This window comes from Streptoalloteichus tenebrarius (assembly GCF_024171885.1).
GTDB classification, from domain to species: Bacteria; Actinomycetota; Actinomycetes; order Mycobacteriales; family Pseudonocardiaceae; genus Streptoalloteichus; species Streptoalloteichus tenebrarius.
On the sequence record NZ_JAMTCP010000009.1, the window covers coordinates 87,999 to 102,023 of the forward strand.

General features: G+C 72.3%; 14 protein-coding genes. 9 read left to right on the top strand and 5 right to left on the bottom strand.

All coding sequences use genetic code 11. The features are described from left to right. Positions 1–14: 14 nt before the first annotated feature. From LX15_RS11270 to LX15_RS11285, 4 genes are read right to left on the bottom strand one after another with little or no spacing between them, the layout of a single operon-like run. Positions 15–329: a non-heme iron oxygenase ferredoxin subunit gene (locus tag LX15_RS11270; RefSeq protein ID WP_253669480.1), complete on the bottom strand. Its 315-nt coding sequence runs from the start codon at positions 327–329 to the stop codon at positions 15–17. Beyond that, positions 326–1,525: a Fe-S cluster assembly protein SufD gene (sufD, locus tag LX15_RS11275; RefSeq protein ID WP_253669481.1), complete on the bottom strand. Its 1,200-nt coding sequence runs from the start codon at positions 1,523–1,525 to the stop codon at positions 326–328. Before sufD ends, LX15_RS11270 begins: the two co-directional genes overlap by 4 nt. A 1-nt stretch (position 1,526) precedes the next feature. Continuing rightward, positions 1,527–2,975, bottom strand: a complete 1,449-nt coding sequence (sufB, locus tag LX15_RS11280; RefSeq protein ID WP_253669482.1) for a Fe-S cluster assembly protein SufB — start codon at positions 2,973–2,975, stop codon at positions 1,527–1,529. After that, the gene (locus LX15_RS11285; RefSeq protein ID WP_372502606.1) at positions 2,972–3,928 is read right to left on the bottom strand and encodes a helix-turn-helix transcriptional regulator; all 957 of its coding nucleotides are present in this window, start codon (positions 3,926–3,928) and stop codon (positions 2,972–2,974) included. Before LX15_RS11285 ends, sufB begins: the two co-directional genes overlap by 4 nt. A 348-nt stretch (positions 3,929–4,276) precedes the next feature. On the opposite strand from LX15_RS11285, the gene mptB reads away from it, so the two are divergent. The 4 genes from mptB (at position 4,277) to LX15_RS11305 (ending at position 9,090) form a co-directional block, all read left to right on the top strand. Next, positions 4,277–5,929 (top strand): polyprenol phosphomannose-dependent alpha 1,6 mannosyltransferase MptB, encoded by a 1,653-nt coding sequence (gene mptB / locus LX15_RS11290; RefSeq protein WP_253669483.1) that lies wholly within the window; start codon positions 4,277–4,279, stop codon positions 5,927–5,929. A gap of 74 nt (positions 5,930–6,003) precedes the next feature. After that, positions 6,004–6,942, top strand: a complete 939-nt coding sequence (locus LX15_RS11295) for an ABC transporter ATP-binding protein (protein ID WP_253669484.1) — start codon at positions 6,004–6,006, stop codon at positions 6,940–6,942. Positions 6,943–7,021: 79 nt separating this feature from the next. Further along, positions 7,022–7,834 (top strand): ABC transporter permease, encoded by an 813-nt coding sequence (locus LX15_RS11300; protein WP_253669485.1) that lies wholly within the window; start codon positions 7,022–7,024, stop codon positions 7,832–7,834. A 275-nt stretch (positions 7,835–8,109) separates the two neighbouring features. Continuing rightward, positions 8,110–9,090 (top strand): COX15/CtaA family protein, encoded by a 981-nt coding sequence (locus LX15_RS11305; RefSeq protein ID WP_253669486.1) that lies wholly within the window; start codon positions 8,110–8,112, stop codon positions 9,088–9,090. 138 nt (positions 9,091–9,228) lie between these two features. On the opposite strand, the gene LX15_RS11310 is transcribed toward LX15_RS11305, so the two are convergent. Continuing rightward, positions 9,229–9,699 (bottom strand): GbsR/MarR family transcriptional regulator, encoded by a 471-nt coding sequence (locus LX15_RS11310; protein ID WP_253669487.1) that lies wholly within the window; start codon positions 9,697–9,699, stop codon positions 9,229–9,231. Between the two features lie 538 nt (positions 9,700–10,237). On the opposite strand from LX15_RS11310, the gene LX15_RS11315 reads away from it, so the two are divergent. The 5 genes from LX15_RS11315 to LX15_RS11335 all read left to right on the top strand — a co-directional run bounded on the left by LX15_RS11315 (position 10,238) and on the right by LX15_RS11335 (position 14,008). Continuing rightward, a complete protein-coding gene (locus LX15_RS11315; RefSeq protein WP_253669488.1) occupies positions 10,238–10,633 on the top strand; it encodes a hypothetical protein in 396 nt (131 codons plus the stop codon). 526 nt (positions 10,634–11,159) lie between these two features. Next, the gene (locus LX15_RS11320; protein WP_253669489.1) at positions 11,160–11,534 is read left to right on the top strand and encodes a DddA-like double-stranded DNA deaminase toxin; all 375 of its coding nucleotides are present in this window, start codon (positions 11,160–11,162) and stop codon (positions 11,532–11,534) included. Further along, positions 11,522–11,935 carry an Imm1 family immunity protein gene (locus LX15_RS11325; protein ID WP_253669490.1) on the top strand — a complete coding sequence of 138 codons (414 nt, stop codon included), beginning with the start codon at positions 11,522–11,524 and terminating at the stop codon, positions 11,933–11,935. Before LX15_RS11320 ends, LX15_RS11325 begins: the two co-directional genes overlap by 13 nt. A gap of 339 nt (positions 11,936–12,274) precedes the next feature. Next, positions 12,275–13,033, top strand: a complete 759-nt coding sequence (locus tag LX15_RS11330) for an MBL fold metallo-hydrolase (RefSeq protein WP_253669491.1) — start codon at positions 12,275–12,277, stop codon at positions 13,031–13,033. A 93-nt stretch (positions 13,034–13,126) separates the two neighbouring features. Then, on the top strand, positions 13,127–14,008 hold the full coding sequence (locus tag LX15_RS11335; RefSeq protein WP_253669492.1) for a hypothetical protein: 882 nt from the start codon (positions 13,127–13,129) through the stop codon (positions 14,006–14,008). Positions 14,009–14,025 lie beyond the last annotated feature (17 nt).

Consider the following 14,025-nt stretch of genomic DNA (forward strand, 5'->3'; position numbering starts at 1 on the left):
CCGCGAAAGTCTGTTCAGTTCAGTACAGCGGTGGTGTCGACGTAGACGTCGCCGTCCCGCACGCTCACCGCGAACACGTCGACGGGCTCGGTCGCCGGCAGCGAGTTGGGCTTGCCGGTGCGCAGGTCGAAGCACGACCCGTGCAGCCAGCACTCGATGCCCCTGCGCGTCACCTCACCCTCGCTCAACGCCACCTCGGCGTGTGAGCAGACGTCGTGCAGCGCGTGCACCTCGTCGCCGTCCCGCACCACCACCACGGGGGTGCCGTCAACGTCGACGCTCACCGGCTGGCGGTCCTCCAGCTCGGCGAGGGCGCACACACGGGTCACGCACCCACCGCCTCAAGCTCCGCCTCGATGGCCTTCTCCAGCCGCTCCCGCACCTCGGGCACGGAGATCTTCTGCAACACCTCGCCGAAGAAGCCGCGCACGACCAGGCGACGGGCCTGCTCGGTCGGGATGCCCCTGGCCTGGAGGTAGAAGAGCTGCTCGTCGTCGAACCGGCCGGTGGCGCTGGCGTGGCCGGCGCCCTCGATCTCACCGGTCTCGATCTCCAGGTTCGGCACCGAGTCGGCGCGCGCCCCGTCGGTGAGCACCAGGTTCCGGTTCAGCTCGAAGGTGTCGGTGGCCTCGGCCGCCGCCCGGATCAGCACGTCGCCGATCCACACGGTGTGCGCGCCCTCGCCCTGCAACGCGCCCTTGTAGGTCACGTTGCTGCGGCAGTTGGGCACCGAGTGGTCGACGAACAGCCGGTGCTCCAGGTGCTGGCCGGCGTCGGCGAAGTACAGGCCCTGCATGTCGACGTCGCCGCCGCGGTCGGTGAAGGTGGCGGTCGGGCTGATCCGCACCAGGTCGCCGCCGAGGGTCACCACGGTGTGCTTCAGCACGGCGTCGCGGCCGATGCGGGCGTGGTGCGCGGAGACGTGCACCGCGTCGTCGGCCCAGTCCTGGATCGCGACCACGGTGAGCTGGGCGCCGTCGCCGAGCACGAACTCGACGTTGTCGGCGTACGTGCCGGAGCCGCGGTGGTCGAGCACCACGACCGCCTCGCCGAACGCCTCGGCCCGCACCTGGACGTGGCCGTAGGCGACCCCGCCCTCGCCGGGGCCGGTGACCACGACGGTGGTCGGGCCGGAGGCCTTCGTGTCCCTGGGGACCGTCACGACCGTCGCCGAGGTGAACGCGCTCCACGCCTGCGCGGCCACCCGGTCACCCGGGGTGCCGGCGACGCCGAGCCGCTCGTCGCCCCGCTCGACGGTCTCCACCCGCACCTCGGGCGCGGCCGTGACCTCGACGGTGGCCGTCCCGGTCGCCGCGGCCGAGCCGTCGTGCAGGCCGCGCAGCCGCCGCATGGGCGTGAAGCGCCAGTCCTCCTCGCGGCCCGAGGGCACCTCGAACGCCTCCACGTCGAAGGACGCGAAGCGCTCGGCGCGGGACGCCTCGGGGACGACCGGTCCACCGTGCGAGTGCTCGCCGAGTCCGTGCCGGGTCGGCGCGGTGGTCCGCTCTTCGTTCGACACCGTCATGTCAGCCGACGGCCCCTTCCATCTGCAACTCGATCAGGCGGTTCAGCTCGAGGGCGTACTCCATGGGCAGCTCGCGCGCGATCGGCTCCACGAAGCCGCGCACGACCATGGCCATCGCCTCGTCCTCGGTCAGGCCGCGGGACATCAGGTAGAAGAGCTGGTCCTCGCTGACCTTGGACACGGTGGCCTCGTGGCCCATGGCCACGTCGTCCTCGCGGATGTCCACGTACGGGTAGGTGTCCGAGCGGCTGATGTTGTCCACCAGCAGCGCGTCACACTTCACCGTCGACTTGGAGTGGTGGGCGCGCTTGTGCACCCGGACCAGGCCGCGGTAGGAGGTGCGGCCACCGCCGCGGGCCACCGACTTCGACACGATGGTCGAGGAGGTGTGCGGCGCGAGGTGCTCCATCTTGGCGCCCGCGTCCTGGTGCTGGCCCTCGCCGGCGAACGCGATGGAGAGCACCTCGCCCTTGGCGTGCTCGCCCATCAGGAACACCGACGGGTACTTCATGGTCACCTTGGAGCCGATGTTGCCGTCGATCCACTCCATGGTCGCGCCCTCTTCGGCCTTGGCGCGCTTGGTGACCAGGTTGTAGACGTTGTTCGACCAGTTCTGGATGGTCGTGTAGCGGCACCGCGCGTTCTTCTTGACGATGATCTCCACGACCGCGGAGTGCAGCGAGTCGGAGGAGTAGATCGGCGCGGTGCAGCCCTCGACGTAGTGCACGTAGGCGCCCTCGTCGACGATGATCAGCGTCCGCTCGAACTGGCCCATGTTCTCGGTGTTGATCCGGAAGTAGGCCTGGAGCGGGATGTCGACGTGCACGCCCGGCGGCACGTAGATGAACGAGCCGCCCGACCACACGGCGGTGTTCAGCGCGGAGAACTTGTTGTCGCCGGCCGGGATGACCGAGCCGAAGTACTCCTGGAACAGCTCGGGGTGCTCCTTGAGCCCGGTGTCGGTGTCCAGGAAGATCACGCCCTGGGCCTCAAGGTCCTCGCGGATCTTGTGGTAGACGACCTCGGACTCGTACTGGGCGGCGACGCCCGCGACCAGCCGCTGCTTCTCCGCCTCGGGGATGCCCAGCCGGTCGTAGGTGTTCTTGATGTCCTCGGGCAGCTCGTCCCAGGTGGTGGCCTGCTTCTCGGTGGAGCGCACGAAGTACTTGATCGAGTCGAAGTCGATCCCGCTGAGGTCGGCGCCCCAGTTCGGCATCGGCTTGCGCTCGAAGATCTTCAGGGCCTTGAGGCGGGCCTCAAGCATCCACTCGGGCTCGCCCTTCTTGGCCGAGATGTCCCGGACGACGTCCTCGTCCAGGCCGCGCCGGGCGCTCGCGCCGGCCACGTCCTTGTCGGCCCAGCCGTACTCGTAGCGGCCCAGGGTGGCCAGGGTCTCCTCCTGGCTGAGCGGCTGCGTGGTGGGTGTGCGCTGCTCGGCAGCGGCAGTCATGCGGGCTCCCCTTCGCGTTGGTGGCTCGACCCTGCTGGCAGGTCGCGGTGTCCGCGGCCTCCCGCGATCGGGTCGTGCGCCGGGATCCGTGCGGTTGTTCCCGCCTCCTGCGGCGCACCATCCGCAGTCGGTTCCGGGCACGTCGGGTGGTCGGTCGCCTCGGGTGCGTCGGTCCCCTCGGCGCCGTCGGTCGCCGGGATCTCCCCCAGCGGCACGTGGGTGGTGCACGCGGCGTCGCCGCGGGCGATGGTCGCCAGGCGCTGCACGTGCGTGCCCAGCAGCTCGGCGAACGCCGCGGTCTCGGCCTCGCAGAGCTGCGGGAACTGGGCGGCCACGTGCGCCACCGGGCAGTGGTGCTGGCAGAGCTGCTCCCCCATGCCCACCCTGCGGGCCGAGGCAGCGTAGCCCTCCCTGGTCAGCGCGGTGGCCAGTGCCTTGGCCCGCTCGTCGGGGCCGCGGCGGGCGGTCACCGCCGCGCGGTGCCGGTCGACCAGGGCGCCGATCCTGCGCTCGGCGAAGGCCCTGACGGCCTCCTCCCCCGCGTGCTCGGCGAGGAAGCGCAGCGCGGCGACCGCGAGGTCGTCGTAGGCGTGCCCGAAGCGGGCGCGTCCGGCCTCCGTGAGCAGGAACAGCTTGGCGGGGCGGCCTCGGCCACGCCGCCCCCTGCGGGGGGCGTCCCTCGTGCACGCCTCGCCCTCGGCGACCAGCGCGTCCAGGTGCCGCCGGACGGCGGCGGGGCTCAGCCCCAGCTCCTCGGCCACCTCGGCCGCGGTGACCGGCCCCCGCTCCAGCAGGAGGCGGGCCACGGTGTGCCGGGTGCTGCCGTCCGGGTGCTGGGCGGCCGGTGCGCCCCCGACGCCCTGGGGCGTCGGGTCCGCCGGGCGCGCGACGTCCGGCGCGTCGGCCACGGAGCCCGTGGCGACGGCCGATGCGGCGGTCCCGGCGTTTTTCACAACACGAGTGTTACCTATTTCGGAGACGTCGGCAAAGCCCCTGGTCGCCGACGGTGACCGGGGTCACGCGTCATCCGTTCCGACTCACTCCGGCCGGCGCGCCAGCGCCCCTGACGGGCGGCGACGGACACCGCCCGGTGACCAGCGGACTCCCCCGCCACCCCGTGTCCACCCACACGCGGGTGAAGCGCCCGCGACCGGGGGACCGGGGGAACGACCTCGCACGGCGACCGCCGGCATGATCTCGACCACCCCCGCCCCGACGGCCGGCGATCCCAGGTGGGACCCGGTGGACGCGCGACGCCTCGCTACCCTTCGCGACGTGGTGGCGGGCGAAGCAGGTGCACAGTGACGCGGAGTGCGACGGCGCACAGCGGGACCGCGGGGAACGGCGGACAGGACGTGGCGGACGAGCGCGACGAGCGACGGGCCCCCACCGCGGAGCCGGCGGCGGGACGGATCGGCACCCCGGACGAGCCGGCCCCCCTCGACAGGGGCGAACGCCGTCAGCTCGACGTGGTGCGGCGGTTCGGCACCGTCGGCTCCCTGCTGCTCGCCGTCGGCGCGCTCGGCGCCGGCGCGAACCCGGTCGTGCCCTCCGTGCAGGGACTGCGGCTGCTCGGCCTGCCGGCCCGCCTGCCCACCGCGTCACTGGCCGTCGCCTACGCCGGCCTGCTCATGGTGGTGCTCGCCTGGCTCGCCCTCGGCCGGCTGGCCAGGCCAGGGCGCCCCCGGCTGATCTCCCGCAGCCAGCTCGACCGCACCCTGGTGATGTGGGCCGCGCCGCTCGCCCTGGCCCCGCCCATGTTCAGCAGGGACGTCTACAGCTACCTCGCGCAGAGCGAGATCGCCGCGCGGGGGCTCGACCCGTACGTGGTCGGCCCGGTGGACGCCCTCGGCCCCGACCACCCGCTGACCAGGGGCGTGCCCAACATCTGGCGGGACACCCCCGCCCCCTACGGCCCCCTGTTCTTCTCCTTCGCCAGGATCATCACCTGGGCCGCCGGGGACAACGTGGAGCTGGGCATCCTGCTGCACCGCGTCCTGGCCCTGGTCGGGGTGGGGCTGATCGTGTGGGCGCTGCCCCGGCTGGCCCGCCGCTGCGGCGTGCAGCCGGTGAGCGCCCTCTGGCTGGGCGCCCTGAACCCGCTGGTGCTGTTCCACCTGGTCAGCGGCGTGCACAACGACGCGCTGGCGATCGGCATGATGCTCGCCGGCTTCGAGATCGCGTTGCGCCACCGGCGGGTCGCCGCGGTGGCCGGCGCGCTGCTGATCACCTGCGCCGCCGCGGTCAAGATCACGACGGCGCCCGCGCTCGGCTTCCTCGCGGCCGCCCTCGCCCGCCGGCGCGGCGGCCGGATCAGCGACCTGGTGCGGGTCGCCCTGATGCTCACCGCGGTCTTCGTCGCGGGGCTGGTGGCCGCCTCGCTGCTCAGCGGGCTCGGCTTCGGCTGGACCGAGACCCTCGACACCGCGAACAAGGTCAAGAGCTGGATGTCGCCGGCGACCGCGCTGGGCATGCTCGGCGGCGGCATCGGCATCGCGCTCGGCCTGGGCAACCACAGCGACGCCGTGATCGCCCTGACCAGGGGGATCGGCCTCGGCCTCGGCGGGGTGACCATGGCCGGCCTGCTCTGGCTGTCGTTCCGAAGCTGGGGCCGGCACCGCGTCCGGGAGCCGCTGGCCTGCCTCGGCGTCTCGCTCGGCCTGTTCATCCTGTTCGGGCCGGTCGTGCACCCCTGGTACCTGCTGTTGGCCGCGATCCCACTGGCCGCAGCCACGAACTCGGCCCGCTTCCGCACCGCCGCGACCGGCATCAGCGTGTTCCTCGCGCTGATGGTGCCGCCACCCGGCTCGACGTTCGACAACCGCGTCTACGTGCTCTGGCAGGCGGTGGTCGCCGCCGTGATCGTGGTGCTGCTCCTGCTGTGGTTCGTCCGCAGGGTGCTGCTGCGCGAGCAGGGGTTCCCCACCGCCGCCCCCCTACCCCCGACCCGGTGACCCGGGTCACGGTTTCCGCTGGTGACAGGCCCCCTGTCGGGCCGGCCGACCGGCACCGCCTACGCTTGCCCGCCGTGAGCCCGAACGCCGATCCGTCACCAGCAGTCGAGGTGTCCGGGCTGGTCAAGCGCTACGGGTCGACGACCGCCGTGAACGGCGTCGACCTCCGACTGGAGCGCGGCCAGGTGCTCGCGTTGCTCGGCCCCAACGGCGCGGGGAAGACCACCACCGTCGAGGTGTGCGAGGGCTTCCTGCGCCCCGACGGCGGACGGGTCCGGGTGCTCGGGATGGACCCGGTCGCCGACGCCGAGCGGCTGCGGCCGAGGGTCGGCGTGATGCCGCAGGGCGGCGGCGCCTACCCCGGGGTCCGGGCCGACGAGATGCTGCGCCTGGTCGCCGCGTGCGCGGCCAACCCGCTCGACGTCGACTGGCTGCTGGACGTGCTCGGGCTCACCGGCGCCCGACGCACCCCGTTCAAACGGCTGTCCGGCGGCCAACAGCAACGCCTGTCCCTGGCCTGCGCCCTGGTCGGTCGGCCCGAGCTGGTGTTCCTCGACGAGCCGACGGCCGGCATGGACCCGCAGGCCCGGCGCACGGTGTGGGACGTGGTGTCCGCGCTGCGCGCCGACGGCGTCTCGGTGCTGCTCACCACGCACCTGATGGACGAGGCCGAGACGCTGGCCGACCACGTGGTGATCGTCGACCACGGCAGGGTCGTCGCCGAGGGCACGCCCGAGGCGCTCACCAGCGACCGGGCCGAGGGGCAGCTCCGGTTCCGCGCCCGGTCCGGGCTCGACCTCGACCTGCTGCTGAAGGCGCTGCCCGAGGGCTGCCACGCCGTCGAGCCGCGCCCCGGCTCGTACCTGGTGACCGGGGACATCGACCCGCAGGTGGTGTCCACCGTGACCGCGTGGTGCGCCCAGCACGGCGTGCTCGCCAGCGAACTCCAGGTCGCCCGGCGCAGCCTGGAGGACGTCTTCCTGGAGCTGACCGGCCGGGAGCTGCGCCCGTGACCCGCCGCGACGCGGGACAGGACGGCCCCGCGGCACGGGGACGACACCGGCGGGGACACACAGCCACGAGCAGGAAGGGATGACCGTGTCGCTCACGGACGCCTCCGGTCCGACCGGACCGCGGTTCGCCGCCGGCACGTTCCGGCCCGCCCCCGGCCGGGGCCGCCTGCTCAGCATGCTCGCCGCCCACACGCGCACCGAGGCACTGCTGACCCTGCGCAACGGCGAGCAGGTGCTGCTCACGATGCTCATCCCGCTGGCGCTGCTGGTCGGGCTGAGCGTGCTCGACGTGCTGCCGCTGCCGGCCCCGAGGGTCGACTCGGTGACCCCGCGCGTGGTCGCGCTCGCGGTGATGTCCACGACCTTCACCGGACAGGCCATCGCGTTGGGCTTCGACCGCCGCTACGGCGTGCTCAAGCGGCTCGCGGCCACGGCGTTGCCCCGCTGGCTGCTGGTCGCCGGCCGCGTGCTGGCCAACCTGCTGGTGGTCGCGGTGCAGCTCGTGGTGATCGGCGTGGTCGCGGCGCTGCTCGGCTGGTCGCCCGCGCTCGCCGGCATCGGCTGGGCGTTGCTGTTCGTGCTGCTCGGCGGGCTCGCCTTCGGCGCGCTGGGCGTGTTGCTCGGCGGCGCATTGCGCGCGGAGATCGTGCTCGCGCTGGCCAACACGGTGTGGTTCGTGCTGCTGCTGGCCGGCGGCATCGTCGTGCCGCTCAGCTCGCTGCCCGGCGGCCTGGCCGCCGTGGTCCAGTTGCTGCCGTCGAGCGCGCTCGCCGAGGGCCTGCGCACGGCACTCGTCGACGGCGCGTTCCCCGGTTGGCAGCCGCTGGCCGTGCTGGTGGGCTGGACCGTGGTCGCCGGCCTGGCCGCCACCCGCACCACCCGACTCACCTGACGCCTCGCGTCGCGGGGTCCGCGGCGCTCGTGGGGTCCTCAAGGCGTGCGGATGTGCGTCCTCGGGGCCTTGCCGGGTCTCGGGGGCCTTGCCGGGTGCCGGGTCTCGGGGGCCTTGCGGGGTCTCGGGGTGTGCGGGTCTCGGGGTCTGCGGAATTCGCCCTCGCCCGACCCGGAGGGACGGCCTCCCGCTCCGTCCGGCGAGGGCGTGACCGGGGCCGCACTGGGGACGACCCGCCGGGCCGACATGTAGGCACACCACCTAGCATCGCCGTCGTGCCAGCCTTCTCCTGGTTCTCCCGCCTGCCCACCCCGTCAGTCGCCGTGCAACGCGCCCTCGCCGTCGCCGCGGTGGTCACCCAGGCGGGGATCGCGGTGACCGGCTCCGTGGTCAGGGTGACCGGCTCCGGGCTCGGCTGCCCGACCTGGCCGCAGTGCTTCCCCGGCAGCCTCACGCCGGTCGCGCACCCCGAGTTCGCGACCTTCAACCAGTGGGTGGAGTTCTCCAACCGCCTGCTCACCGGCGTGGTCGGCTTCGTCGGCGCCGCCTGCCTGGTCGCCGCGCTGCTCGTGCGCCCGCGGCGCCGGCGGCTGGTGTGGCTGGCGGCGAGCATGCCCGCCGGCGTCGTGGCGCAGGCCGTGATCGGCGGGTTCACGGTGCTGACCGGACTGGCCTGGTGGTCGGTCGCGGTGCACTTCCTGGTCTCGATGGTCCTCGTGTGGCTGGCCGTGCTCCTGGTGCGGGCGGTCGGCGAGGGCGACGGGCCGGTACGGCCGCTCGTGCCGCGCCCCCTGCGCGGTCTTCAGGTGTTCAACGCGGGCGTGTTGGCCGCGCTGCTGGTCGCGGGCACCCTGGTGACCTCGGCCGGCCCGCACTCGGGCGACGCGCGGACGCCCCGGCTCGACCTGCCCATCGCCTCACTCGCCCAGGTACACGCCGACCTGCTCTTCCTGTACCTCGGCGTGCTCGTCGGCCTGGGCTTCGGCCTGCGCGCCGCCGGCGTGGACCGGCGGATCTGGTCGCGGTTCTGGACGTTGATCGCGGTGGTGCTCGCCCAGGGCGTGCTCGGCATGGTCCAGTACTGGACGGGGGTGCCCGAGGTGCTGGCCTCGATCCACGTGCTCGGCGCGGGTCTGGTGACCGTCGCGACGGCGGCGCTCTGGACGGCCACCCGGGACTACGGCCCCCTGCCCGCCGCGGCGGTGGCCCCGGCCGAGGGAGCGAAGGCCGGGTCCCCGGTCACCTCCACGGTCTGATCACCTCGGTCATCTGACCACCTTCGCCTCGGGTGCCCAGCCCTTGGCCGTGTGCGGGGGCGTGGCGCGTCGGAGTGAGGCGCCGGGTCGATGACCGGGTCGACCCCGCTGAGGTCGCTGGGCCGCTGGGCCGCTGGGTCAGGAGCGCTGGGCGTCGCGGGTGTGCTGGAGCCGCCGCCGGAGGTCGTCGAGAGCGCCGGACAGCGAGGCGTAGACCTCGTCGACCACGCGGAGCCGCTCGGCCCGCTCGGGGTCGCCGGACATCAGGCGCAGCCCGCCGGCGGTGAGTTCGCGGACGCCCGCGATCGCCTCCAGCCGGCCCTGCACGAAGTCCACCCACCGCTGCTCGTCCACCCGGTACAGGGCGGCGAGCCGGCCCCTGCGGGTCTGCTTGCGCACCAGGCCGTAGCCGCCGAGCAGCCGCAGGTTGGTGCTGATCGACCCGCTGCTCGCCTCCAGCGCTGCGGACAGCTCGGCCGCGGTGCGCTCGGGCGGGTTGCAGATCAGCAGGTACCCGAGGATACGGCCGGCGATGAGCGGGAGTCCGTCCCGCTCGAAGGTCATGGCGAAGTGCTCCACCCAGGACGCCAGCAGGTCCTCCCGCGCCATGGCCACCCCTTTCTGTTTCAGTTCGCACTGAAACCGCAGACTAACCAGAGTGTCTCGTGTGATCAACAGGACACGGGGCGCATGTCTCGATGCCCTGATCGTCGAGTGACAAGCTCCTGACGAATCCCCTCACGGTCAGCGGCCTTCGCCTTCGCCTTCGCGGGAGCGAGTTCGCCTTCGGATCAGGTGATGGGGTGCGGCGACCTCGGGAGGAGCTACTGGCGAAAGGACTCCTACCGCGGCTCCGCACCGGGCTGCCTCTGTGATCTGGTTGCCACTGTGAATGGACTGGAGCGCCTCTGCGGTCGGGGTTTCTGCGGTCGAGCGGTTCTGTGATCAGGCCGGCTCCGCGATCGGGTTGAGCCTGTGATCGGGTTGAGCCTGTGATCGGGCTGAGCCTGTGATCGGGCTGAGCCTGTGATCGGGCGGCGCGTGACCGGTCGACTGGGAGCTGTCTTCCTGGTGCTGTCAACCCTTTCGCTGGCTGTCCCCTCGCCCCTATGTGCCGCCCAGTCCTGTCGACACGCGAGGTTAGCCAGTGAACAACGTTGACGAGGGGTTGAACGCGCTCATCCAGCGCGGTTTTCGCTTCCAGCACCTTCGGGACCGACAAGGCGCCGTGAGCGTCATTATCGGGTCCTACGGATGGTCGGAGTATTACGACTGCATTCACATTCACGGCGAGCGCGACGCGGCGGCGGCCCGCGCTGTGATGAACTCCCGACCGGGCGCGGACGAAGTGGTGTGGAGCTACGACGGGAACGCGCTGTCCGCGATCCGCGCCCTGTTGGAGCTGCCGAAGCCACATGAGCCGGGAGCACCCCGGCTGGCCAAACGCGCGCCCTCGGGGTTGTGGCTGCCCGGTTCCGGTCATGACTTGGTGGTGCCACCCGGTCTGTTCCTGGCCCCGTCCGCCTACAGCTCAAGAGGGTGATGGACGCGCACGGTGAAACACCTGGCGCCAACGGACCACACGCCGTCCCGGTAGTCCGCTCGGGCTGCCGGGACGGCGCGCGCAGAACCTACGATCACCCGACGTGATCAAGGGAGGGACACAGCGTTTCCACGTTGGGTGAGGTCATCGCGTCGTTACGGACTGTGCTCGGGAAGCTCAGGGAGGCTCGACAGGGCATGCAGCACGCCGCTGAGTCGCTGGACCAGGCCACCCAGTACCTCGCCCACGCCGTACAAGGCTCGTACGACCCGGAAGCCCAGCAAGTCCTAGGAATCCTGGCACTGGCCGCTCTGGCATCGATGACGCTTACCGCACCACGGCGGAAGCTGAGAACCACCTAGAGCACTACCTGAACAGCCTGGGCACAGACGGTCCCGGCCACGCCGCCCCAGCACCTGGGGACACCAGCCGCCCGACCCCCTCACCGGCCCGCCCATCCGTCCCCGAGCCCGCAACTCCCAGCCGGGACCGAGTCGAACAGCTCCGCGCCGAGCTGCCGCCGCCCGTGGTGCGAGGCAGCGGGCAGAAGACGCACGGCCGGTGGATCGCGCCGGACGGCACGGCCCACCCGATCGTCAGCGGTCGGGACGAGTGGTCGAACCGAGTCAACGACATCTTGAAGGCCGAAGGGTGCCCCTGGCTTCCCGCCCGCGCCGCCGACGACGTGGAACTGAAGCTAGCCGCGCTCATGCGGGACAAGGGCAGAACCGACCCGAGGATGCGCCACCTCACAGTCGTGATCAACAATCGCCCCTGCAAGGGTGACCCAAGCTGCGATGAGCTGTTACCGGTCATCCTCCCCGAGGGATACTCCCTGACCGTGCACGCCCCGAACTACCGCAAGCGGTTCACCGGAGGAGCGAAGCCGTGGTGGCGCTAAGAGCGTGGTACGACCCGGACAACGACCACGAACCAATTGCCGTGACCACCACCGCCGACGCGGACGCCTTCCTGGACCGCCTAGCCCACGATCGGGCGGCCATGCAGGTACCACCCCTGATGCAGCTCTCCCGTCGTGACCCGGACGGCTGGGCCGTGCTGCACGTTGGGATCAACACCGACCGAGGCATCCTCACCTACACCGACGCCACGGGCTCTTACGTCACCACCAACAACACCACCGCCACGAACGAACCGCTGACTTACGACTACATGGGCCACGTCCGCCAGGTCCCCGGCAACGCCGAGCTACCGCTAGCCGACGTATGCAAGGCCGTGCACGAGTTCGTCACCACCGGTGGCGCACGCCCCACCTGTGTGCAGTGGCAACCCGACCAGTGACCCCCGCCGCCCCAAATCCCGTGGGATCACAGGGGATCAGGTATGGCCGTCACGTGCCATCACCGGCCGCCTGTGGCCGTTCTCACATACCCTCTGACCTGCGCAGACTGTAGTCAGAGCAGGTCAGCGCCAAGATTGGGCTTGATGGCTCGCCCCTCAGGGCGGGTGGGGGCTGACCTGGGGTGGAAGGTCCGGGGCGTGGGGCTCTGGGCGTGGTGGCGGGGTCGCGCGAGGTGATGCGGCCGGCGCGCGCCGAGCCGGGTGGTCTCGATCGACAAGCCGTGGACGGCGTGGTTACCCTCCCTCACTCAGTCTTCTGGGTGGCACTGTGGGGTGGGCATGGAACTGGTGGTCCTCGGTGCCGGGACGCCCTACCCACGACCGGACCGGGCCTGCTCCGGCTACCTGCTCCGGGCCGACGACATCCGCGTCTGGGTGGACGCGGGTCCGGGCACCCTGGCCAACCTGCAACGCCACGTCCGGCCGGACCAGCTCTCGGCGATCTGGCTGTCGCACACGCACGCCGACCACACCGCCGACCTGCTGTCCGCGTACTACGCCCTGGCCTTCGCCGACCTGTCCCCCACCGCGCCGATCCCCGTTCTCGGGCCGCCCGGCTGGGCCGAGCGCATGGAGGCCTTCCTGGCCAGCGGCGAGCCCAACCCGATGAGCCGGGTGTTCGAGGTGCACGAACTGCACGACGGGCACGAGGTCACCCTGGGTGGCCTGCGGCTGACCAGCCGGGCGGTCGAGCACGGCCTGCCGGCGTTCGGGCTGCGCGCGGAGCACGGCGGCCACAGCCTTGCCTACTCGGGCGACACCGGACCGTGCCCCGCGTTGGACGACCTCGCGCGGGACGCGGACCTGCTGCTCTGCGAGGCCGACTCCAGCACGTGGCCCTCGGACGAGCCGCGCTGGCACTGCACTCCGGAGGACGCCGGCGCCACCGCGCGACGGGCCGGGGTTGGACGCCTCGTCGTCACCCACGTCGGCCCGTCCCTGTCACCGGAGGAGGCCACACGGCGCGCTCGGACCGCCTTCGGCGGGCCTACGCACTGTGCACACGAGGGCGACGTGTACTCCCCATCCGGGACGTGACCGCCCCTTCGTGTGGGAGTTCCGGTCGGCTCCTCAAGAACAGGACCGAGCCGTCCGATCCGTGTCTGGCTCAGACAGGATCGGAGGAGATTGATGAGGGGGAAGCTCCCGGCCGTGGTCGCGGCGGGCCTGGCCGTCGCGCCCGCGCTGCTCGTGGCGCCCTCGGCGCAGGCGCGGCCCGAGTGCGTCACCATGGGGCCGGACACGGTGCGCTACGTCGAGATCGACCGCAACAACGTGTACCTGGTCGACGGCTACCACGAGGGGTGCGTCGAACGCACCACGCGCACCGTCAGCGGGGGGTTCTGCCCGGACGACGAGGGCTGGGTCCGCTGCAACGCGTGGGCGAAGGGGCGGCAGGAGAAGACCTTCCTGGAGTTGCAGGACTCGTCCTATGTGGACAAGGACGACCTGGGGCCGAAGCCGGAGCCCGCGCCGGCCGGACAGCAGGAGGCCACGCCCTCCTCGGAGGCCCCGGCGCCCGAGCAGGTCGGGTCCGAGCAGGCGCCGGCCGACCAGGACCAATCCGGCCAGACCCACGCTGATCAGGACCAGTTCGAACAAGTCCAGCCCGAGCACGCCCAGCCCGAGCACGCCCAGTCGGACCAGGCGCAGTCCGCGCAGGCGGAGCACGCGCCGCAGGAACAGGGCCTGACCGACCAGTCCCAGCCGACGCCTGATCCGTCCACTTCGGACGCGACAGGGGCGACGCCCGGCGGTGGGACGCCGGACGCCCAGCCGGAGGGCGGGGCGGCGCAGGCCCCGGCCAGCGCCGCCGCCCCCGTGCCCACACCGACCCCGGTCACACCCGACGCGCAGCCGCCAGCGGCCACACCGGAGTCCCCGGCCGCACCCGCGCCCGCCGTGCAGATCCCGGCAGACACCACCGGCCTCCAGCCGACGCCCGGCGATCCCGCGCCCCCGGCTCCCGCCGGAGGCCAGAGCCCCGCGTCCTCGGGAGCCCAGTCCGGGTGAGGGCTGTCACGCGACAG